At 74.5% G+C, this 19,070-nt stretch carries 26 protein-coding genes; 11 read left to right on the top strand and 15 right to left on the bottom strand.

All coding sequences use genetic code 11. The annotated features are described in order from the left end of the window. Window positions 1–15 precede the first annotated feature (15 nt). Window positions 16–858: a lysophospholipid acyltransferase family protein gene (locus ACH01S_RS00430; RefSeq protein WP_083980079.1), complete on the bottom strand. Its 843-nt coding sequence runs from the start codon at window positions 856–858 to the stop codon at window positions 16–18. A gap of 88 nt (window positions 859–946) precedes the next feature. Here ACH01S_RS00430 and cofC point away from each other — a divergent pair, with 88 nt between their 5' ends. Next, a complete protein-coding gene (cofC, locus tag ACH01S_RS00425; RefSeq protein ID WP_067883880.1) occupies window positions 947–1,609 on the top strand; it encodes a 2-phospho-L-lactate guanylyltransferase in 663 nt (220 codons plus the stop codon). 10 nt (window positions 1,610–1,619) lie between these two features. Then, the gene (locus ACH01S_RS00420) at window positions 1,620–1,826 is read left to right on the top strand and encodes a hypothetical protein (RefSeq protein WP_067883877.1); all 207 of its coding nucleotides are present in this window, start codon (window positions 1,620–1,622) and stop codon (window positions 1,824–1,826) included. A 96-nt stretch (window positions 1,827–1,922) separates the two neighbouring features. On the opposite strand, the gene ACH01S_RS00415 is transcribed toward ACH01S_RS00420, so the two are convergent. From ACH01S_RS00415 to leuC, 4 genes are all read right to left on the bottom strand, one after another. After that, complete coding sequence (locus ACH01S_RS00415) at window positions 1,923–2,201, bottom strand: HU family DNA-binding protein (protein WP_026403810.1); 279 nt, start codon at window positions 2,199–2,201, stop codon at window positions 1,923–1,925. A 158-nt stretch (window positions 2,202–2,359) separates the two neighbouring features. After that, window positions 2,360–2,593, bottom strand: coding sequence for an SCO5555 family protein (locus ACH01S_RS00410; protein WP_067883875.1), 234 nt, complete (start codon window positions 2,591–2,593; stop codon window positions 2,360–2,362). Window positions 2,594–2,741: 148 nt separating this feature from the next. Then, window positions 2,742–3,329, bottom strand: coding sequence for a 3-isopropylmalate dehydratase small subunit (leuD, locus tag ACH01S_RS00405; protein WP_067883873.1), 588 nt, complete (start codon window positions 3,327–3,329; stop codon window positions 2,742–2,744). Between the two features lie 11 nt (window positions 3,330–3,340). Continuing rightward, window positions 3,341–4,738, bottom strand: a complete 1,398-nt coding sequence (leuC, locus tag ACH01S_RS00400) for a 3-isopropylmalate dehydratase large subunit (protein ID WP_067884046.1) — start codon at window positions 4,736–4,738, stop codon at window positions 3,341–3,343. Between the two features lie 124 nt (window positions 4,739–4,862). Between leuC and ACH01S_RS00395 the strand changes: the two genes are divergently transcribed. The 6 genes from ACH01S_RS00395 (at window position 4,863) to ACH01S_RS00375 (ending at window position 7,828) form a co-directional block, all read left to right on the top strand. Beyond that, window positions 4,863–5,582: an IclR family transcriptional regulator gene (locus ACH01S_RS00395; RefSeq protein ID WP_067883871.1), complete on the top strand. Its 720-nt coding sequence runs from the start codon at window positions 4,863–4,865 to the stop codon at window positions 5,580–5,582. A 137-nt stretch (window positions 5,583–5,719) separates the two neighbouring features. After that, window positions 5,720–6,349, top strand: a complete 630-nt coding sequence (locus ACH01S_RS00390; RefSeq protein WP_067883869.1) for a MerR family transcriptional regulator — start codon at window positions 5,720–5,722, stop codon at window positions 6,347–6,349. A 145-nt stretch (window positions 6,350–6,494) separates the two neighbouring features. Then, window positions 6,495–6,884, top strand: coding sequence for a YidH family protein (locus tag ACH01S_RS00385; protein ID WP_246236871.1), 390 nt, complete (start codon window positions 6,495–6,497; stop codon window positions 6,882–6,884). Next, window positions 6,881–7,189, top strand: coding sequence for a DUF202 domain-containing protein (locus ACH01S_RS00380; RefSeq protein ID WP_067883864.1), 309 nt, complete (start codon window positions 6,881–6,883; stop codon window positions 7,187–7,189). Before ACH01S_RS00385 ends, ACH01S_RS00380 begins: the two co-directional genes overlap by 4 nt. 16 nt (window positions 7,190–7,205) lie before the next feature. Continuing rightward, the gene (locus ACH01S_RS45065; protein WP_306303224.1) at window positions 7,206–7,508 is read left to right on the top strand and encodes an NAD(P)-binding domain-containing protein; all 303 of its coding nucleotides are present in this window, start codon (window positions 7,206–7,208) and stop codon (window positions 7,506–7,508) included. Next, a complete protein-coding gene (locus ACH01S_RS00375; RefSeq protein WP_067883862.1) occupies window positions 7,433–7,828 on the top strand; it encodes a RidA family protein in 396 nt (131 codons plus the stop codon). Before ACH01S_RS45065 ends, ACH01S_RS00375 begins: the two co-directional genes overlap by 76 nt. Before the next feature lie 14 nt (window positions 7,829–7,842). On the opposite strand, the gene ACH01S_RS00370 is transcribed toward ACH01S_RS00375, so the two are convergent. Then, window positions 7,843–8,757 carry a LysR family transcriptional regulator gene (locus ACH01S_RS00370; RefSeq protein WP_067883860.1) on the bottom strand — a complete coding sequence of 305 codons (915 nt, stop codon included), beginning with the start codon at window positions 8,755–8,757 and terminating at the stop codon, window positions 7,843–7,845. 60 nt (window positions 8,758–8,817) lie between these two features. Between ACH01S_RS00370 and ACH01S_RS00365 the strand changes: the two genes are divergently transcribed. From ACH01S_RS00365 to ACH01S_RS00355, 3 genes are all read left to right on the top strand, one after another. Continuing rightward, a complete protein-coding gene (locus tag ACH01S_RS00365) occupies window positions 8,818–9,636 on the top strand; it encodes an SAM hydrolase/SAM-dependent halogenase family protein (RefSeq protein ID WP_067883858.1) in 819 nt (272 codons plus the stop codon). 5 nt (window positions 9,637–9,641) lie between these two features. Continuing rightward, a complete protein-coding gene (locus ACH01S_RS00360) occupies window positions 9,642–10,040 on the top strand; it encodes an NUDIX hydrolase (protein WP_067883855.1) in 399 nt (132 codons plus the stop codon). Window positions 10,041–10,196: 156 nt separating this feature from the next. Then, the gene (locus ACH01S_RS00355) at window positions 10,197–11,048 is read left to right on the top strand and encodes an MHYT domain-containing protein (protein ID WP_067883853.1); all 852 of its coding nucleotides are present in this window, start codon (window positions 10,197–10,199) and stop codon (window positions 11,046–11,048) included. Window positions 11,049–11,064: 16 nt separating this feature from the next. Here the strand turns inward: ACH01S_RS00355 and ACH01S_RS00350 are convergent, their stop codons facing one another. The 9 genes from ACH01S_RS00350 to ACH01S_RS00310 form a co-directional block, all read right to left on the bottom strand. Continuing rightward, on the bottom strand, window positions 11,065–12,432 hold the full coding sequence (locus ACH01S_RS00350; protein WP_148344544.1) for an NADH-quinone oxidoreductase subunit N: 1,368 nt from the start codon (window positions 12,430–12,432) through the stop codon (window positions 11,065–11,067). An 8-nt stretch (window positions 12,433–12,440) separates the two neighbouring features. Next, complete coding sequence (locus ACH01S_RS00345; RefSeq protein ID WP_067883848.1) at window positions 12,441–13,928, bottom strand: complex I subunit 4 family protein; 1,488 nt, start codon at window positions 13,926–13,928, stop codon at window positions 12,441–12,443. 4 nt (window positions 13,929–13,932) lie between these two features. Continuing rightward, a complete protein-coding gene (locus ACH01S_RS00340) occupies window positions 13,933–15,522 on the bottom strand; it encodes a proton-conducting transporter transmembrane domain-containing protein (RefSeq protein ID WP_083980077.1) in 1,590 nt (529 codons plus the stop codon). Then, window positions 15,519–15,824 (bottom strand): NADH-quinone oxidoreductase subunit NuoK, encoded by a 306-nt coding sequence (gene nuoK / locus ACH01S_RS00335; protein WP_067883844.1) that lies wholly within the window; start codon window positions 15,822–15,824, stop codon window positions 15,519–15,521. Before nuoK ends, ACH01S_RS00340 begins: the two co-directional genes overlap by 4 nt. Next, the gene (locus ACH01S_RS00330) at window positions 15,814–16,320 is read right to left on the bottom strand and encodes an NADH-quinone oxidoreductase subunit J (protein WP_246236869.1); all 507 of its coding nucleotides are present in this window, start codon (window positions 16,318–16,320) and stop codon (window positions 15,814–15,816) included. Before ACH01S_RS00330 ends, nuoK begins: the two co-directional genes overlap by 11 nt. A gap of 11 nt (window positions 16,321–16,331) precedes the next feature. Then, complete coding sequence (locus ACH01S_RS00325) at window positions 16,332–17,198, bottom strand: NADH-quinone oxidoreductase subunit H (RefSeq protein WP_067883838.1); 867 nt, start codon at window positions 17,196–17,198, stop codon at window positions 16,332–16,334. Continuing rightward, window positions 17,191–18,081 (bottom strand): hypothetical protein, encoded by an 891-nt coding sequence (locus ACH01S_RS00320; protein ID WP_067883836.1) that lies wholly within the window; start codon window positions 18,079–18,081, stop codon window positions 17,191–17,193. Before ACH01S_RS00320 ends, ACH01S_RS00325 begins: the two co-directional genes overlap by 8 nt. Next, entirely contained in the window at window positions 18,072–18,416 is a 345-nt protein-coding gene (locus ACH01S_RS00315; RefSeq protein WP_067883833.1) for an NADH-quinone oxidoreductase subunit A, read from the bottom strand. The genes ACH01S_RS00320 and ACH01S_RS00315 overlap by 10 nt, the downstream gene beginning before the upstream one ends. Before the next feature lie 83 nt (window positions 18,417–18,499). Continuing rightward, window positions 18,500–18,943, bottom strand: a complete 444-nt coding sequence (locus ACH01S_RS00310) for an XRE family transcriptional regulator (RefSeq protein WP_148344543.1) — start codon at window positions 18,941–18,943, stop codon at window positions 18,500–18,502. Window positions 18,944–19,070 lie beyond the last annotated feature (127 nt).

Here is a 19,070-nt window from a genome sequence, read left to right as displayed (position 1 = left end):
CGGCCGTGCGGAACGTCACGAGCCGTCCGCCTTCCGCTCGGCGGCGGTCTCCCGGCCGGGGGCGGCCTGCTCCGGCACGGGGGGCCTGAACGCCTCGGCGGCCGCGCGGCGCCGCTCCGCGAGGACGCGGTGGTGGTCGTAGCGCTCCTTCGGCGGCTGCTCGCCGCGGATCCCGGCGAGCAGGGCGGTGATCGCGGCCATGACCTCGTCGGTGGCGGCGCGGAGCGTCTCGCGGGTGAGCGGCCGCCCGGCGTACCGCGACAGGTCGACGGGCGGACCGGCGACGACCGTCATCGTCTTGCGGGGGAACGGGTGCGGGCCCTTCCTGAGGCTCCCGGCCAGGCCCGTCTGCTCGCCCTTCTTGTAGGGCAGCAGCTCGTGGGCGCCCCAGGTCGCCACGGGGACGACCTTCGCGCCCGTCGACAGCGCCATCCGCGCCACGCCCGTCTGCCCGGTCATCGGCCACAGCTCGGGGTCGCGGGTGCAGGTGCCCTCCGGGTAGAACACGAGGCACTCGCCGTCCCGCAGGGCCTGCTCGGCGTCCTTCAGGGCGAGCGCCGGGTCGGCGCTGTCGCGGTGGACGGGGATCTGCCCCGTGCCCCGCAGCATGTTCTTGACGACCATCGTGTCGAACAGCGTCGACTTGGCCAGGAACACGGGGAAGCGGCCGGACTCGTACACGAAGTGGGCGAGCGCCAGCGGGTCGGACTCGGAGATGTGGTTGGCGGCGATGATGACGCCGCCCTTCCCGGGCACGTTCTCCCGGCCCCGCCAGTCGCGCTTCAGCAGGCCGAAGAGCAGCGGGCGCAGGATGCCGACCGTGAGCCCGCGCCAGGCGGGCGAATATCCGTGGCTCATGCCCCCTCCTCTTTCACTCCCCGCGTCCCGCGGCGAACGCGGGGTGTCCTCAAGTCTCGCGGTTATGTGCGCATAGTGTCGAGTTGCCATGTCTACCGCAGCGCGCAGCGCGCTTGATCTCCAGTGGTCGCTCGTGGTGCCGGTCAAGGTGCTGGCCAGGGCGAAGACCCGCATGTCCGGAGCGGCGGGGCCGCTCCGCGAGCCGCTCGCGCTCGCCGTGGCGACCGACACGGTCGCGGCGGCGCTGCGCTGCGACCGGGTCCGCACCGTGATCGTCGTCACCGACGACCCCCTTCCCGCCGCGGACCTCGCCGCGCTCGGCGCCCGCGTCGTGCCGGACGTCCCGGACGCCGGGCTGAACCCGGCGCTGGTGCACGGCGCGGGCCGGGGCCGCGAGCTGGCGCCCGGCGCGGGCGTCGGCGCCCTCTCCGCGGATCTGCCCGCTTTGCGCCCTCTTGAACTCGCCCGCGTGCTGGACGCGGCGGCGCGGGCGCCGGAGGCGTTCGTCCCGGACGCGGCCGGAACCGGGACGACCCTGTACACGGCGCGGCCCGGCGTCCCGTTCGCGCCCGCCTTCGGCGCCGACTCGCGCGCCGCGCACCGCGCCCGCGGCGCCCGCGAGATCCTCCTGCCGGGGACCGACAGCGTCCGGCGGGACGTCGACACCCTCGACGACCTGCGCGCCGCGCTCGCGCTCGGCGCGGGGCCGCGCACGTCCGCGGTCGCGGCGCGGCTACCCGCGCTGGCCTAGCATTCGGCTCATGCAGGCGACGGTGAAGGCGTTCGACGCGGACACCCGGTCGGGCAGCGTGCTGCTCGACGACGGGACGGAGCTGCCCTTCGACGCGGACGCGTTCGCGGCGGGCGGGCTGCTGCGGCTGCGGTTCGGGCAGCGGGTGAACCTCGCGGTGGACGGCGGCCGGATCGCGGCCGTCACGCTCTCGACGTTCCCGCTGCCGTCCCACTGAGCCGTCCCGCTGAACGGGGGAGCCGGAAACGCGGCAGCGCCCGGGTCCCGTCAGCACGGGCCCGGGCGCTGGCGCGGCGAGCTACTTCTTGCCGGGCTACTTCTTGCCGGCCACCAGGTTCTTGAAGTCGGCGCCCGCCTTGAACTTCGGCACGGACGTCGCGGGAACCTCGATGGTCTTGCCCGTTGCGGGATTGCGGGCCGTGCGGGCAGGCCGGTCGGCCTTCTCGAACGAACCGAACCCGGTGATCGCGACCTTGTCGCCCTTGGCGACGGCGGTCTGGATCGCCTCCAGGATGGCGTCGACGGCCTCGGCTGCGGCCTTCTTGCTGCCCAGCCGGTCAGAGATGGCGTCGACCAGCTCACGCTTGTTCATGGGTTACTCCTCTAGTTCCCCCCTTGCCCGAACGAAACTAAGGGACCCTCAGCATGGACACAATCACCTGCACGCACGAGTTGGCGTGTCGCTGGCGTTTTTGTCGGCCTCGCCCCCGTCTCGCCGGGTGACCGGACCGGATCCGGCCACTGCGCACGCTAACCGACGTCGGGGGCCTCGTGGAAATCGGCGAGGAACGTCTCCAGCCTCCGGGAGGCCAGTTCGGGGTCCCGTTTCGCCAGATCGGTGATCGCCAGGAGATGGCGGATGAGCCGCCGCCGGTCGTCCGGCGGCAGCGGCGCCACGGCCCGGTGGGCGTCGCGCAGCCGCCGCGCGAGCTCGGTCAGGGCCGGGTCGTCCCACTCGGGCTCGGTCCGTGGGACCGTGCTCAATTCATCCCCCCAAACGGTCGGACGGTGTGTTCGCACTAAGGGAATTCTCCCCGCTCGACATCGCCGATCGTCCACCAGGGGCGGAAACGGGCCCGGCCCGCCGTCGCGGAGGACGGCGGGCCAGGCGGAACGCGCTACGGCGGAGGCGCTAGAGCGTGACCGGAAGCCAGGGGGTGCGCCCGGCCTCGTAGTCGTTGATCGCGTCGGCGTGGCGGAGGGTGAGGCCGATGTCGTCCAGGCCCTCCATGAGCCGCCAGCGGGTGTAGTCGTCGATCTCGAAGGCGGCGGTGCGGCCGTCCCAGCGGACCTCGCGCTTCTCCAGGTCGACGGTGACCTCCAGCGCCGGGTCCTTCTCGACGGCGGCCTGGAGCTCCTCGACCTGCTCGCCGGCGAGCACGACGGGCAGCAGCCCCATCTTCGTGGAGTTGTTGCGGAAGATGTCGCCGAAGCGCGGCGCGATCACGACGCGGAACCCGTACTGCTGGAGCGCCCAGACGGCGTGCTCGCGGGACGACCCCGTCCCGAAGTCGGGCCCGGCCACCAGGATCCCCGCGCCCTCGTACTGGGGCTGGTTGAGGACGAACTCCGGGTCCTCGCGCCAGGCGGAGAACAGGCCCTTGTCGAACCCGGTGCGGCTGACCTGCTTCAGCCAGACGGCCGGGATGATCTGGTCGGTGTCGACGTTGCTGCGGCGCAGCGGCACCGCGCGCCCGGTGTAGGTGGTGAAGGCTTCCATGGCTCGTGTCCTCAGAGGTCGGCGGGGGCGGTCAGGCGGCCGGTGACGGCCGTCGCGGCGGCGACGGCCGGGGACACCAGGTGGGTGCGCCCGCCGGGGCCCTGCCGTCCCTCGAAGTTGCGGTTGGACGTGGAGGCGCTGCGCTCCCCCGGGGTCAGCTTGTCCGGGTTCATCGCGAGGCACATCGAGCAGCCCGCCTCCCGCCACTCGGCGCCGGACGCGGAGATGACCTCGTCCAGGCCCTCCTCCTCGGCCTGCTTCTTGACCCGCATGGAACCGGGGACGACCAGCATGCGGACGCCGTCGGCGACCGTGCGCCCCTTCAGCACCCCGGCGACGGCGCGCAGGTCCTCGATGCGGCCGTTGGTGCAGGAGCCGACGAAGACGGTGTCGACGGCGATGTCGCGCAGCGGCGTCCCGGCGGTGAGGCCCATGTACTCCAGGGCCCGCTCGGCGGACTGGCGCTCGACCGGGTCGTCGAACGACGCCGGGTCGGGCACGGACTCGCCGAGCGGCAGGCCCTGGCCCGGGTTCGTGCCCCAGGTGACGAACGGCGTCAGCTCGGCCGCGTCGATCACGACCTCCTTGTCGAAGACGGCGTCGTCGTCGGTGCGCAGGGACGTCCAGTACTCGACGGCCTTGTCCCAGTCCTCGCCCTGCGGGGCGTGCGGGCGGCCCTTGAGGTACTCGAAGGTCGTCTCGTCCGGGGCGATCATCCCGGCGCGGGCCCCGGCCTCGATGGACATGTTGCAGACCGTCATGCGGCCCTCCATCGACAGCGACCGGACGGCCTCGCCCCGGTACTCGATGATGTGCCCCTGGCCGCCGCCGGTGCCGATCTTCGCGATGATCGCGAGGATCAGGTCCTTGGCGGTCACGCCCTCGGGCAGCGCGCCGTCCACCGTGACGGCCATGGTCTTCGGCTTGATCTGCGGCAGCGTCTGCGTCGCGAGGACGTGCTCGACCTCGCTCGTGCCGATGCCGAACGCGAGCGCGCCGAACGCGCCGTGCGTGGACGTGTGCGAGTCGCCGCACACGACGGTCATGCCCGGCTGGGTCAGCCCGAGCTGCGGCCCGATGACGTGGACGATGCCCTGCCCGTCGTCGCCCATCGGGTGCAGCCGGACGCCGAAGTCCGAGCAGTTCTTGCGCAGCGTCTCGACCTGGGTGCGCGACACCGGGTCGGCGATCGGCTTGAGCAGGTCCGTGGTCGGGACGTTGTGGTCCTCGGTGGCGATCGTCAGGTCGGGGCGGCGCACCGGGCGGCCCGCCATCCGCAGCCCGTCGAACGCCTGCGGGCTCGTCACCTCGTGGACGAGGTGAAGGTCGATGTAGAGGAGGTCGGGCTCGCCCTCGGCTCGCCGTACGACGTGCGCGTCGTACACCTTCTCGGCCAGTGTTCGGCCCATCGCTCCCACCTCGTCCTCGATCGTCGCGTGCGTCGTCGCCCGCTGCGGCACGGGCGCTCCGGCGCGCCCGCGGTTCCGGTCTCCTCGACTTGCATCTCAAATTACGAGACGGCAATATCAAGACATGGACAACTCTAGCGGAGTCGGCGTACTTGACAAAGCCGTTCTCGTGCTGAACGCGCTGGAAGCCGGGCCCGCGTCGCTCGCGCAGCTCGTCCAGACGACCGGGCTGGCCCGCCCCACCGCCCACCGGCTGGCCGTCGCGCTGGAGCACCACCGCCTCGTCCACCGCGACACGCAGGGGCGGTTCATCCTCGGCCCCCGGCTCGCCGAGCTCGCCGTCGCCGCCGGGGAGGACCGGCTGCTCGCCATCGCCCAGCCCGTGCTCGCCCAGCTCCGCGACGCCACCGGGGAGAGCGCGTCGCTGTTCCGCAGGCAGGGGGACGTCCGGGTCTGCGTCGCCGCGGCGGAGCGCACGAGCGGCCTGCGCGACACGATCCCGGTCGGCGCGGCGCTGCCGATGACCGCCGGGTCCGCCGCCCAGATCCTGCTCGCCTGGGAGGAGCCCGACCGGCTGCACCGGGGGCTGCGCGGCGCGAAGTTCGAGGCGGCGACGCTCGCCTCCGTCCGCCGCCGGGGCTGGGCGCAGAGCGTCGGGGAGCGCGAGCAGGGCGTCGGCTCGGTGTCCGCCCCGATCCGCGGCGCGGGCGGCCGGGTGGTCGCCGCCGTCTCGGTGTCCGGGCCGCTCGAACGGCTGACCCGCTCGCCCGGACGGCTGCACGCCGCGCCCGTCGCGGCCGCCGCCGAGCGGATCTCCGAGGGGATGCGCCGCACCGCCTCCTGACCGCCGCCTCCGGACCGCCCGGGCGCGAATTCCGCCGGTTGCCGACGTTCCACCGCAAGTCGGACGCCCGAGCGAAAGCCCAGGTATCGGCACAGCAGGTGCCGATAGCGTTGACCTCCGGCAAAGGGGGTGCGGCGGTGCAGATCTCCGAGCTCAGCGATCGGAGCGGCCTCACGGTGCAGACGATCAAGTTCTACATCCGGGAGGGCCTCCTCCCGAAGGGCTCGGCGGTGAGCGCCACGCGGTCCGAGTACGACCGCCGCCATCTGGAGCGGCTGCGGCTGATCAGCGCGCTGCGCGACGTCGGCGACCTGCCGGTGTCGGCGATCCAGCAGATCATCGCCGCCATCGAGGACGACGGGACCAGCCTGCACGCGCTGTTCGCCACCACCCAGCACGCGATCGGCCCGCACGTCGCCGCCCCGCACGACCCGCACTGGCGGGCCGCCCGCGAGGACGTCGACGCCCTCGTGCGCGAGCTCGGCTGGCACGTCGGCGAGCGCGCCCCGGCCCGCGACCTGCTCGCGCACACCTTCGTCGCGCTGCGCCGGCTCGGCTTCCCGATCACCCTGCGCGACCTGCGGCCGTATGTGAACGCCGCGAGCGAGGTCGCCGAGCACGAGATCGGCCGGGTCGCGGACGGGACGCCCCGCGCCCGCGCCGTCCATTCCCTGGTGGTGTCGACCGTGCTCTACGAGCAGGTGCTGACGGCATTGCACAGGCTCGCCCAGGAAGACGCGTCCGCGCGGCGGTTCGGCCCGTCCTGACCTGGGACGTCCCCCCAATTCCGGGATGATAGATCGGAATTGGCCATTCATATCCCGGTAATTGAGGATTTGCATCGGGCGCCTAATATGAATGTATGAGACAGCGTTCGGCCCTGCCGCAGGGATTTCGCAGAGTGATATGCCGGTGACCGCCACGCAGCGTCCGGAGGCCGCGGGCGACCGGTGGACCGACCGCCTGCTCGCCGAGGGCGAGGACCCCGACCCCCGTTTCTCGCTGGCCAACGAGCGCACGTTCCTCGCCTGGATCAGGACCGCGCTCGCGCTCATCGCGGGCGGGATCGGAATAGCGCTCGCCGACAGCCTGATCGAGACGCCGCTGCGGGCCGTGCTCGCGGTCGGCTTCAGTTCGGCCGGGGCGCTGGTCGCGGTGCTCGCGTTCCGCCGCTGGCTGCGCACCGAGCGGGCGCTGCGCCGTGCCGAGACGCTGCCGCTGCCCGTGCTCGCCCCGGTGATGGCCTACGGCCTCGCGGGCACGGCGCTCGCCCTGCTGATCGCCGTCCTGCTGACCCGGTGAAGCTCGCCGACCCGGGCGCGCAGCCGGAGCGGACGGCGCTCGCCTGGTCCCGCACCACGCTGGCGCTGATCGTCGCCGGGTTCCTGTGCGTGCGGCTCGCGCCGACGTCGGCGGGCGCGGCGCTGGCGGGCGCCGTCGTCTGCGGCGGCGCGGCGCTCCAGATCCGGCGCGCCAGGGCGAACCTGCGCGCCCGGCGGCGCGGGGTGGCGCGGGGCGAGGGCGCGGCCGACCCCGGGTCCGTGCTGTTCGCGACCGGGCTGACGGTGCTGCTCGCGGTCGCCGCGGTGCTCCTCGCGCTGCACTGAGGTATGCGCGCCGCGCATGCCGGGCGTGCGAAGTCTTCGCTGGTGGCATGGCCGCCGGGCGCCTAGCGTCGGTCGCGCCATGACACGGATCGCTTCTCTCGGACTCGGGCGCATGGGCGCCCCCATGGCCGGACGGCTCCTCGCCGCCGGTCACGACCTGGCCGTCTGGAACCGCACGCCCGCGTCCGGCACGGCGGCCGCGACCTCACCGCACTGCCCGACCACGTCAGGAGGACCGCGCCGATGCGCGTCACGTTCGACAATCCCGCGACCGTCCCCGCCCCGCCGAACCCCGCCTACTCGCACACCGCGCGCGTGACCGCTGGCCCGATGCTGTACGTGTCGGGGCAGATCGCCCTGGACGAGAACGGCGAGGTGGACGCGCCCGGCGACATGACCCGCCAGTCCGAGGTGGTCATGTCGCTGCTGGAGCGGATCCTCGCCGCGCACGGCGCGGGCTTCGCCGACGTCGTCACGATCCGGACGTTCCTCACCGACCTCGACCGGCGCGCCGAGTACGGGGCCGTCCGCGCCCGGTACTTCACCGGCCCGCCGCCGACGAGCACGACCGTCGAGGTGCCGCGCCTGTTCCACCCGGACGCGCTGCTGGAGGTGGAGGTCGTCGCCGCCCTCCCCTAAACCCGCCGGGTCCTCTAACCCGCCAGGTCTCCGGCCACGTCGCGCAGGACGGCGAGGAACGCGGCGACGGGCGGCGACCTGCGGGCGTGCCGCCCGACCGCCGCGTACACGGCGCGGCGGGCGGGCGCGGGGGACGCGACCGGGCGCAGCACGACATCGTCCCTGGACATGGCGGCGGCCGCGAGCGCGGGCACCAGCGTCACCCCGAACCCCGCCGCGACCAGGCCCAGCTTGGACACCCACTCGGCGGCCCGCAGCGGCGTCCGCGGGACGAACCCGGCCGCCTCGCAGCGGGCGCGGAGCGCGGCGAGCGCGTCGGGCTGGTCGGCGACGATCCACGGCTCGTCGGCCAGCTCGCCGAGCGGGACGCGGTCGCGCCCGGCGAGCCGGTGCCCGCCCGGCAGCGCGACGAGCAGCGCGTCGTCGAGCAGTTCGACGAGGTCCCCGGCGGGGATCGACGGCAGCTTGTGCGTGCTGACGACGGCGAGGTCGAGGTCGCCCGCCTCCAGCATCGGCAGCAGGCGCTCGGTCGTCCCCTCCCGCAGCTGCGGCCGGACGCCCGGGTGCCGCTCCCGGAACCGGGCGAGGGCGCGCGGCACCAGCGCGGCGTTGGCGGTGGGGAACGAGCCGAGCCGCAGCGTCCCGGTGTCGAGGCGGCGCAGCCCCTCCAGCGCGCGGGCGGTGTCGGCGAGCCGGTCGAGCAGGCCGCGCGCGTGCGGGAGGAGGTGCTCCCCGGCCGGGGTCGGGCGGACGCCGCGCGCGCCGCGCGCGAACAGCTCCACGCCGCACACGTCCTCCAGGGCCGCGATCTGCCGGGACACGGCCGACTGGGTGTAGCCCCCGGCGGCCGCGGCGGCGGTGAACGAGCCGAGGTCGGCGACGGCGACGAACGTCCGCAGGAGCACGGGGTCGAGGGCCTCTGCGCGCATCCCCGCAGGATACGGCCGCCTCGCCGGAGCCCCGGACACGCCGCCGGATAGGGTCGCCGCATGCCCGACAGCCGCGCTTTCGTCAGCCTCGCCACCGACTTCGGCGCCGCGTACACGGGGATCTGCGCGGGCGTCGTGCACCGGATCGCCCCGGCGGCGACCGTGCTGGTGCTGACCGACGAGATCACGCCGTTCGACGTCCGGGAGGGCGCGATGCTGCTGCGGCAGGCGCTCCCGTACCTGCCGGTCGGCGTGCACACCGGGATCGTCGACCCGGGCGTCGGCACGCCGCGCCGCCCGGTCGCGATCGAGACGGGGCGCGGGGACGTGCTGGTCGGCCCCGACAACGGCCTGCTGGTCCCGGCGGCGGAGGCGCTCGGCGGGATCGTGCGGGCGCACGTCCTGGCGGAACCGGCGTACCGGCTGCCCGAGGTGTCGGCGTCCTTCCACGGGCGGGACGTCTTCGCCCCCGCCGCCGCGCACCTCGCCACCGGCGTGGACGTGGCCGCCCTCGGCGCGCCGGTCGAGCCGCTGCCGCTGGACGTCCCGCCCCCGGCGGTGCGCGACGGCGCGCTGGCGGCGCCCGTCCTGTACACCGACCGCTACGGCAGCCTGGTCCTCGGCGCGAACCCCGACGACCTCGCCGCCGCGTTCGGCTCCCTGCCGCACGGCGCCGTCCTCGCCCTGGCCTGGACCGACCCGGACGGACGCGAGCACTCCGCCCGCGTCCCGTTCGTGGAGACGTTCGGCAGCGTCGCGGTCGGCGAGCCGCTTCTCTGGGTGGACTCGTCCGGCTGGCTCGGCCTCGCCGTCAACCAGGGCTCGGCGGCCGCCGCCTTCCGCGTCGCCGGGACGCTCACCCTGCGTGTAGCAGACTGACCGCCATGACCGATCTCGACGTGGTCGCCTGGGTCCAGGTGTCGGACGGCCGGATGCTCGCCGTCCGCTCCCGGGGCCGGGATCTCCTCTACCTTCCCGGCGGCAAGCGCGAGCGGGGCGAGGACGACTGGACGGCCCTGTCCCGCGAGGTCCGCGAGGAGCTCGGCCTCGAACTGGACGAGGCGTCGTTCCGCGAGCTGGGCGTGGTCCGGGCCCCCGCGCACGACCAGCCCGACTACGCGCACGTGCGGATGGCCTGCTTCACGGCGTCCTACCGGGGCGCGATGTCCGCGGTCGGGGAGGTGGACGAGTACGTCTACATCGCCCCCGCCGACCGCCGCCTCCTGGCCCCGGCCTCCCAGGCGGCCCTGGACCTCGCGCACCGGAACGGCCTGCTTGACTGAGCCTTCCTCCGTTTCAACGGTGGATCAGACGCGCGTACCCCCGAAGCGGACGACCGGATCGCCGATAATGGCCGCATCCGGCGCTGATTCGCCGTTTGAGCAGGTCATCCGGCTAAGATCCCCTCGACCGCGTCGCGTGAGAAGCCGGGGGATCCGATGGCGGAGGTTGACCATTTCTCCTACGGGGTGCTGACGCCCGTCCTGGCCTACCTCATGTCCGTCACCGGCTCGCTGCTCGGGCTGCTGTGCACGGCACGGGCGCGGGTCTCGGCCGGACGCGCCCGCGCCGCGTGGCTGGCGCTCGCGGCGCTCGCCATCGGCTGGACCGGGATCTGGGTGATGCACTTCATCGCCATGCTCGGCTTCAGCGTGGGGGGCGCCGAGATCCGCTACGACGTCCCGCGGACCATCCTGAGCTGCGTCATCGCCGTCGTGGTGGTGGCGGCCGGGCTGTTCCTCGTCGGCTTCCGCGAGGCCGGGCCCCGCCACATCGTCACCGGCGGCGTCGTCATGGGGATCGGCGTGGCGAGCATGCACTACCTCGGCATGGCGGCGATGAACATGTCCGGGCACATCGGCTACCGGCCGGAACTCGTCGCGCTGTCGGTGGTGATCGCCGTGGTGGCGGCGTCGGCGGCGCTCTGGTTCGCGCTGCGCGTCCGGGGCGCGTGGGCGACCGCCGGGGCCGCGCTGATCATGGGCGTCGCGGTGACCGGCATGCACTACACGGGCATGGCGGCGATGCGCGTCACCATGCACCACGACATGGCGCCCCCGACCGGGGCGACCGCGACCGACTTCCTCGTGCCGCTGATCGGCGCGATCGGCGTCGTGTCGATCATCCTGCTGGCGATCGTCGCGATGGCCCCGAGCGAGGACGAGATGCGCATCGAGGCCGAGCTGCGGGAACGGATCCGGGCGCGGCAGGAGATCCGGCCGCCCTACCCGCGCCGGCCGCCGACGGAACCGTCGCCGACCCGCTCCCCCGCCGAGTGGTTCGACGGCTGACCGCGCGGCCGCCCGGTCAGGCGGCGAGCGCGATCCCGCTGCCGACGCCGAGCGCCAGCGAGCAGGACGCGGCCACGACCGCGACCGCCAGCGTGGCCCGCGCCGGCGGCGGGCGGCCGTCCGACCGTCCGAACAGCGGGACGATCCACCGCAGGTAGTAGAAGACGCTAGCGACCGTGTTGACGGCGGCGACGGCCGCGAGCCAGGCGTAGCCGCCCTGCAGCGCCGCGCCGAACATCAGCACCTTCCCCACGAAGACGGCGGTGGGCGGCGTCCCGACGAGGCCGAGCAGGCAGACGACCAGCGCCAGCCCCGCCGCCGGGGACCGGTGCAGCAGCCCGGTGTACCCGGCGAGGTCGTCCCGGCCGCAGGCGAGGACGACGGCGAACGCGCCCGCGTTCGTCACCGCGTACGCCGCGACGTAAAACAGCAGGGCGGGACGGGCGAGGTCGGCGCGTCCGGCCATGGCGACCGGGACGAGCAGGTACCCCGCCTGGCTGACGGTCGAGTACGCGAGCAGCCGCCGGACGTTGTCCTGCCCGAACGCGGCGAGGTTCCCGAGCGTCATCGTCGCCGCCGCCACCACGGCGACGAGCGGCGCCCAGCCGCCGGGCGCCGCCTCCGCGCCGAACCGGAACAGCGCCGCGAACGCGCCGATCTTCGGGACGGTGGTGACGTAGGCCGCGATGGCGGGCGGCGCGCCCTCGGTCACGTCCGGGACCCAGAAGTGCCCGGGGACCGCCCCCGCCTTGAACAGCAGCCCGGCGAGCAGCGCGACGACGCCGGCGGCCATCGCGGCGGGCGGGGCGTCCGCCAGCCCGGCGCGCAGCACGTCGTAGGCGGTGCCGCGCCCGACGCCGTAGAGCAGCGTGACCCCGGCGAGCATCACGACGCCGAGGAACGCCCCCATCAGGTAGTACTTCAGCGCGGCCTCGGTGCCGGGCGCGTCCTTGCCGAACCCGGCGAGCGCGTACGCGGGGATGCTCGCCAGCAGGTACGCGCCGACGAGCACCAGCAGGTCGGACGTCGCGCCCAGCACCACCGCGCCGAGCGCCGACAGCAGGATCAGCGCGTAGTGCTCGCTCTCGCGCGGGTGGCCGCGCACCTCCCCGGCGGCGAGCGCGAGGACGAGCAGCGTCGAGCCGAGGACGGCGATCCGGGTGACGTGGGTGACCGGGTCGACGGCGAACGACCCGAACGCCACGAGGTCCGGCCGCGACGCCGCGACCCCGGCGGCGGCCAGCCCGAACACGAGCCCCGCGGCGCAGACGACGGCGACGCGCCACTGCTTCGTCCGGGGCAGGAACAGGCCGTTCACCAGGCCGAGCACGGCGGCGAGCAGCACGCACAACTCGGGCGCGAGATCCGCCGGGTTCTCGTTCATCCCCGGCATCAGCGGCCCACCAGCGCGACGACGGCGGCCGACAGCGGCTCGATCGTGTCGAGCAGCGCCCGCGGCGCGACGCCGATCAGCAGCGACAGCGCGAGCAGCGGGACGAGCGCCGCCCGCTCGGGCCGCCGCACGTCGGTGACCAGCGGCGTCAGCTCACCGGGCGGACCGAGCACGACCTTGTGCAGGACGCGCAGGAACAGCGCCGCCGTGATGAGGATGCCGGTCACGGCGAGCGCGCCGGCGACGGCGGTGGCGGCGGCGCCGGTCCCGATCGTCCCGGCGAAGATCTGGAACTCGGCGATGAACCCGGACAGCCCGGGCAGCCCCAGCGCGGCGAACGACGCGACCGCGAGCAGGCCCGCGAACACGGGCGCGCCCCGCGCGACGCCGCCGAACCGTCCGATGTCGTAGCTCCCGGCGCGGTCGCGCAGCACCCCGCAGAGCAGGAACAGCGCGCCGGTGACGAGGCCGTGGCTGACCATCTGCGTCACCGCGCCGGTCACGGCGAGCCGCCGCGCGTCGGCGCCGCCCGCCGCGTACCCGGCCGCGCCGAGCGCGAGGACGATGTACCCCATGTGGTTCACCGAGGAGTACGCCACGAGCCGCTTCACGTTGTCCTGCGCGAGCGCGACCAGCGCCCCGTACAGCACGCTGACCAGCCCCACGACGAGGAACACGAGGGCGTAGCGGCGCCAGGCGTCCGGGAGCATCGGCATCGCGATCCGGACCAGCCCGTACGCGCCCATCTTCAGCATGACGCCCGCGAGGATCGCGGACCCGGCGGCGGGCGCGTCGGTGTGCGCGGGCGGCAGCCAGGTGTGGAACGGGACGACCGGCGTCTTGATCCCGAGCCCGGTCCCGACGGCGAGCAGCGTCAGCCCGGCGAGCCCCGGCGACCCGGACAGCGGCGGCGTCCGGGTCAGGTCCGCCATGTCGAACGTGTGCGGGTCCGCGCCGAGGTAGAGGCCGATGAACCCGAGCAGCAGGACGAGCGACCCGAGGAAGGTGTAGAGGAAGAACTTCAGCGCCGACCGCGCCGGATCGCCGTGCCCCCACACCAGGATCACGAAGTACATGCCGACGATCGACAGGTCGAAGAACACGAAGAACAGGAGCAGGTCGAGCGCGGCGAACAAGCCGAGGCACACCGTCTCCAGGAAGAGGAACAGCCCGGCGAACTCCCGCACGCGGTGCGTCTGCCGCAGCGAGTACACCGCGCACGCCGCGAACAGGACGGCGGTGAGCGCGAGGAGCGGGAGCGAGAGCCCGTCCACGCCGACGTGGTATCCGGCCCGGACGGACGGGATCCACCGCGCGTCCGTCTCGAACGAGACGCCGCCGCCCGTCCCGTGGACGGCCCACATCCCGGCGACGAGCGCGACCTCGGCGAGGGCGGCGGCGGTCCACGTCCAGGGCACGGCGCGGCGCGGGACGGCCGGGAGCACGGCCGCGACCGCCAGCGGCAGGAAGATCACCAGGGTCAGCACGGCGTCACCCGGCGGCCAGGACGGCGACGGCGACGAGCACCGCGAGCACCACCGCGGCCTGCGCGTAGTACAGGTGGAGCTGCCCGGTCTGCGGGCGCCGCGCCAGCGCGGCGAGCCACCGGGCGGCCCGCGCGACCAGGCCGACGGCGCCGTCGAGGCGGATCTCGACGCGGCGCCCGGCGAGCGCGGCCGTTCCGCGTCCGGCGCGGGCGACGCCGCGGACGGCGCCGTCCACGACCCGGTCGTCGAACCGGTCCAGCGCCCGCGCGAGCGCGAGCACGGGACGGACGACGCCCGCCGTCGCCGCCCGCTCCAGCAGCAGCCAGTCCAGCGCCCACCCCGGCTCCGGTACCCGCCGCGCCAGCACGACCGCGCCCACGGTGACCACGGCGACCACCCCGGACAGGACGAGCATCCAGGCGTCGGGCGTGACGTCGCCGGTCGCGCCGAGCAGTCGCCGCCACTCCCCCGCGACGCCCGGCAGCCCGAGCGCGCCGAGCCCGCAGGCCGCCACCGCGAGCCCCGCGAGCGGAACCCGCTGCGACAGCGCCACCGGCGCGGACCCGGCCGGACGCAACACGCGCAACAGCGCCTTCCCGGCGTAGCCGCCCGACAGCGCCGACGCCGCGAACGCCACCGCGAGCAGCGCCGGGTCGCCGACGCCCGCGAGCACCTCGTCCTTGGTCACCCACAGCGACAGCGGCGGGACGCCCGCCAGCGCGAGCGCGCCCGCGCCGAACGCGGCGTCGACGAGACGGCGGCTGCCGTCCCTGGTCAGCCACACCCCGGCGCACAGGAAGAGCAGGCTCTTCACCGCCGCGTGGGCGACCAGGTGGGCCGTGCCGCCGCCGACCGTCCCGGCGCCCGCCGCGAGCACCATGAACCCGATCTGCGCGCAGGTGGACGCCGCGAGGAGCTGCTTGAGATCCCGCTGCGCGAGCGCGACCGCGCCCATCAGCAGCGCGGTCAGCGCGCCCGCCCACGCCACGAGCGTGCTCGCCCAGCCGGTCGCGTCCAGCAGGGGATGGAGGCGCATGAGCAGGTACGCGCCCGCGACGACCATCGTGGCCGAGTGCAGCAGCGCCGACACCGGGCTCGGGCCCGCCATCGCCCTCGACAGCCAGAACGAGAACGGCAACTGCGCCGACTTGCCCAGCGCGGACACCACGACCCCCGCCGCGATCAGGTCCCGCCAGGGGGCGTCCGCGTGCGCGAGCGCGTCCAGCCGGAGCGAGTGCGCCCCGGCGACCGCGAAGCCCGCCGCAGCGTAGAGGCCGAGGTCGGCCGCCCGGGTGGTGAGGAACGCGGTGTCGGCGGCCCGGACCCGGTCGGCGTCCCGCCAGAAGTAGCCGATGAGCGCGTACGACATCGCGCCCATGACCTCCCAGCCCATCAGCAACAGCAGCAGGTCGGACGCGGTGACCGTGACGGCCATCGCCGCCGCGAACAGCAGCATCAGGACGAAGAACCGCGGCCCGTACCCCTCGCGCGCCGAGTAGGCGAGGACGGCGGCCAGCACGACCGCCAGGGTCGCCAGCAGGACGGCGCACAGCCCGTCCACCGCGAGCCCGCCCGGCCACCCCGGCAGCATCATCCGCGCAGATCCCCCGCGTCGTCGGTCATGTCCACGTCGCGGGCCCGGAACAGCGCGGTGACGACGGCGAAGCCCATCGCCATCTCCAGCGCCATCACCGTGATCGCCACGAGGACGAGCACCTGCCCGTCCGCCGACCCCGGCGACACCCAGTGCCAGAACCCGGCCGCCGCGACCACCACGCCGTTGACCATCAGCTCGATGCCCATCATCAGCATCACGACCGACTGCTGGGACAGCGCGCCGTACAGCCCGACGCAGAACAGCGCGGCGGCGAGGAGCAGGAACGTCTCAAGCGTCATAGCGCCCCCGGTGCGTCGCGAGCACCACGGTCGCGATCATGGTGGCCAGGATGGCGACGCCGATCACCATCATGACCAGCATGGACGACCCCATCACCGCGTCGCCGAGCGCGACCGTCGGGTCGCGCGGCGGGCGGCCCCGCCGCTCCGGCCACGGCACCGCGAGGATCCCGGCGGCGAGCGCGGCGAACGCGCCGCCCGCGACGGCGAGCGCGCCGCGCCGGTTGTGCGTCATCGACATCGGCATCAGCCCGGCCGGGTTCATCATGTACATGACCATGAAGACGGCCATCACCAGCATCTCCATGATCATCATCAGCACCACCAGGACACCGAGGTAGCGCAGCCCGACGAGCAGCAGCTCACCGCCCGCGCACAGGAAGGACGCGAGCAGCGAGAACGTCGCCCGCGCCATGGAGTCGACGACGAACACGGCGGCGCCCGTCCCGACCGCGCCCGCCGCGAGCACCCAGAACACGACCGCTTCCACCCGCACCCACCTCCTCCTCAGACGACGACGATCGCGACGACGAACATCTGCAGCAGCACGGCGGGGATGAGGACCGTCCACGCCGCCGTCATGAACCTGTCCATGCGCAGGACCGGCAGGCCGTGCCTCGTCCACACCAGCAGGGACAGGACGGCGCACGTCTTCACCAGCGACCACAGCCAGCCCGGCAGCAGCGGCCCGGCGCCCCCGCCGAGGAACAGCGGGACGGCGGCGCCCGCCGCCACGGCCAGCAGCCCGTACCGCCCGGCGAGGAGGACCAGGCGGTCGGGGCCGGACAGCTCCAGCGCCGCGCCCCCGGCGAGGTCCGCGCCGAGCGGATGCCCGAACGGCCCCCAGAACGCCATCGCCAGCGCGGAGACCAGGTAGACGGCGAACGCGACCGGCATCCACACCGCGTACCAGAGGCCGCCTTGCGCGCCGCCGATCACCCGCAGGTCGAGCGAGTGCGCGGCGAGCGACGCCGTGATCAGCGCGAACATGTGCGGCAGCTCGTAGGCGAGCCCCTGCGCGACGAACCTGTACCCGCCGACCAGCGCGTACGCGGAGTTGACGCCCCACCCGACCAGCCACACCGAGGCCCAGGCCACGACCTCCATCGCGTTGAACCAGACGACGCCGACCGACGTCGACAGCGCGGCGCGCCCGCCGAACGGGACGACCAGGGCGGCGAGCGCCGCCGCCAGCGGCAGCGTGACCACGCCGATCCTGGTCAGCGGGACGTCCGCCCGGACGGTCCGGCGGCGCTGCGCGGTCAGCAGCCGCGCGGCCTCCCGGAGCGGCGCGGCGGCCGGGCGCCCGGCGAGCGTCCCGCTCAGCGACGCCGCCGCCACCGCGAGGGCGCCGAGGACGAGCACCTCAACCATCGGCGGCCGTCCCGAGGTCGGGGTCGAGGCTCGCCACGATGAGCCGCGCCTCGCCCAGTTCCCTTCCGGCGAGGGACGCCGGGAGGGCGTCGAGCGCCGCGCGCCACGGCGGGCGCGGCGGGACGTCCCGTCCTTCGAGCGCCGCCCCGACGTCGCGCAGCCAGGTGTCGAGCGTTTCGCGGACGCCGCCGACGTCGCGCGTCATCCAGCGCAGGAGGCGCGAACGCCCGACCCCGCGCGCGAACGGGCGGAAGCGCCGCGCGAGCGTCCGGTCCGGGACGGCGCCCGACAGCGCGTCGTCGCGCAGCACCGCCGCCCGCTCGGCCGCCGCGTCCCAGCCCGCGACGCGCAGCAGCCGGGCGAGGCCGTCGAGCCGGGACGCGGCCGGGCGCCCGCGCCAGAACGAGCCGTCCGCCGTGTCGACCGCCGTGGCCTCCGCGTCCTGGACGACGTCGCCCTGCAACACCAGGTCGACCCGCAACCCGGCTGGCCAGTCCGCGAGGACGGGGCCGAGCGGCACGTGCAGGACGTCCAGCCGCAGCCCGTCGCGGTCGTCGGCGCGGTCGGCCATCGGGACGTCGTCCAACTCCAGCGGAGCCCTGGGCGGACCTTCCACGCCTTCGAGATCGGCGGAGGCGCGGACGCGCGGCTCCGGCATGTCCCGCCACACGGTCTCGACGGCCTCGGCCAGCGCCGCCCCCGGCGTGCCGCACACCACGAGCGTCCCCGTCTCCGCCGGGGAGAGGGCCGGGCGCCAGCCGCGCCGCCGCAGCTCGGCCTCCACCGCGAGCCGGTCGGCCGTCCCGTCCGCCGCCGACACGACGAACGGGCGCGGCGCCGCGAACCCCCTCGCGACCTCCCTCGCGACCCCCCTCAGGCCCATCGCAGCGCCCCCTCGCGCCACGCGTACAGGACGCCGACCATGATCAGCCCGAGGAAGAGGAACATCTCGACGACCGCCTTCACCCCCACGGACGCGACGACGAGCGCCCACGGGTACATGAAGACCATCTCCATGTCGAAGGCCAGGAAGACCATCGACACCGCGTACCACCGCACGTGGTACCGCGACACCGCGTGCTCGGCCGGACGCCCCCCGGACAGGTACGGCCCGGCCTCCGCCCCCGGCGGCGTCAGGGCGTACGAGACGGCGTAGACGGCCGCGACGAGCGCCGCGACCAGCCCCACGACCGAGAGGACGACCAGGTACGGCGCCATTGCCCCTCCGGGGTACGGGTCACCTGTTCCACCCGTCCTCTACCTGATCAGGCACCCCGGAAACCTGGGGGACGGCGGCCGGGCTAGCCGTCCAGGCGGTTCCGGCGCCGGTCGGCCGCGGCGGCGGACAGGATCATCTCGTCCACGACCCAGCGGGCCTCCGGCGACAGGTCGACGAGGGCGCGCAGCACCTCGGGCCGGATGACGCCGCTCTCGACGTCCCGGCGGATCGCCTTCAGCGTGAGGTCCTCGCCGATCGGCTCGGCCTCGCTCGGGAAGCCGAAGAACCCGATCGGCACACCGAAGAAGGTGGCGAGCGCGGTGAGGGTCTTAAGCTGCGGGTTCTCCTGCCGTCCGGTGCGCAGCTTCCACACGGTGGTGGACGAGATGTCCTCCCCGGTGGCGCGCGCGACGGCGGCGGCGGCGTCCACGTTGTTGCGCGGCGGCTCCGCGTCCGCGGGCCACAGGTTCTGGATCAGCCATTCGACCTTCTCCGCGAGCGACGCTCCCGGAGACACCTCGTGCAAGCGCTCCCGCATCATGCCCCTCTCTGAGTGATTTTAGTTGACCACATACGCCGTGCTCAGCCAACCGACGCGCGCCCCCTCCGAAAGTCGCGCCGTGCCCGCGACCTTCGGCGGCGGGCCCGTCCGT

The sequence above is a fragment of the Actinomadura chibensis NBRC 106107 genome (assembly GCF_001552135.1).
GTDB lineage: Bacteria > Actinomycetota > Actinomycetes > Streptosporangiales > Streptosporangiaceae > Spirillospora > Spirillospora chibensis.
The sequence above is the reverse complement of the archived record's forward strand: the minus strand, read 5'-3'. Positions and strand labels throughout refer to the sequence as shown.

Excerpts from the sequence above, each read along its gene's own strand:
- ACH01S_RS00370 (WP_067883860.1), bottom strand. The coding sequence starts at position 8,757 with ATGCGCGCAGAGGCCCTCGACCCCGTGCTCCTGCGGACGTTCGTCGCC.
- ACH01S_RS00375 (WP_067883862.1), top strand. The coding sequence starts at position 7,433 with ATGCGCGTCACGTTCGACAATCCCGCGACCGTCCCCGCCCCGCCGAAC.
- nuoK (WP_067883844.1), bottom strand. The coding sequence starts at position 15,824 with ATGACGCTTGAGACGTTCCTGCTCCTCGCCGCCGCGCTGTTCTGCGTC.
- ACH01S_RS00415 (WP_026403810.1), bottom strand. The coding sequence starts at position 2,201 with ATGAACAAGCGTGAGCTGGTCGACGCCATCTCTGACCGGCTGGGCAGC.
- ACH01S_RS00365 (WP_067883858.1), top strand. The coding sequence starts at position 8,818 with ATGCCCGACAGCCGCGCTTTCGTCAGCCTCGCCACCGACTTCGGCGCC.
- ACH01S_RS45065 (WP_306303224.1), top strand. The coding sequence starts at position 7,206 with ATGCCGGGCGTGCGAAGTCTTCGCTGGTGGCATGGCCGCCGGGCGCCT.
- ACH01S_RS00325 (WP_067883838.1), bottom strand. The coding sequence starts at position 17,198 with ATGGTTGAGGTGCTCGTCCTCGGCGCCCTCGCGGTGGCGGCGGCGTCG.
- ACH01S_RS00395 (WP_067883871.1), top strand. The coding sequence starts at position 4,863 with ATGGACAACTCTAGCGGAGTCGGCGTACTTGACAAAGCCGTTCTCGTG.
- ACH01S_RS00320 (WP_067883836.1), bottom strand. The coding sequence starts at position 18,081 with ATGGGCCTGAGGGGGGTCGCGAGGGAGGTCGCGAGGGGGTTCGCGGCG.
- ACH01S_RS00350 (WP_148344544.1), bottom strand. The coding sequence starts at position 12,432 with ATGAACGAGAACCCGGCGGATCTCGCGCCCGAGTTGTGCGTGCTGCTC.
- leuC (WP_067884046.1), bottom strand. The coding sequence starts at position 4,738 with ATGGGCCGAACACTGGCCGAGAAGGTGTACGACGCGCACGTCGTACGG.
- cofC (WP_067883880.1), top strand. The coding sequence starts at position 947 with ATGTCTACCGCAGCGCGCAGCGCGCTTGATCTCCAGTGGTCGCTCGTG.
- ACH01S_RS00430 (WP_083980079.1), bottom strand. The coding sequence starts at position 858 with ATGAGCCACGGATATTCGCCCGCCTGGCGCGGGCTCACGGTCGGCATC.
- ACH01S_RS00360 (WP_067883855.1), top strand. The coding sequence starts at position 9,642 with ATGACCGATCTCGACGTGGTCGCCTGGGTCCAGGTGTCGGACGGCCGG.
- ACH01S_RS00355 (WP_067883853.1), top strand. The coding sequence starts at position 10,197 with ATGGCGGAGGTTGACCATTTCTCCTACGGGGTGCTGACGCCCGTCCTG.
- leuD (WP_067883873.1), bottom strand. The coding sequence starts at position 3,329 with ATGGAAGCCTTCACCACCTACACCGGGCGCGCGGTGCCGCTGCGCCGC.
- ACH01S_RS00315 (WP_067883833.1), bottom strand. The coding sequence starts at position 18,416 with ATGGCGCCGTACCTGGTCGTCCTCTCGGTCGTGGGGCTGGTCGCGGCG.
- ACH01S_RS00340 (WP_083980077.1), bottom strand. The coding sequence starts at position 15,522 with ATGATGCTGCCGGGGTGGCCGGGCGGGCTCGCGGTGGACGGGCTGTGC.
- ACH01S_RS00420 (WP_067883877.1), top strand. The coding sequence starts at position 1,620 with ATGCAGGCGACGGTGAAGGCGTTCGACGCGGACACCCGGTCGGGCAGC.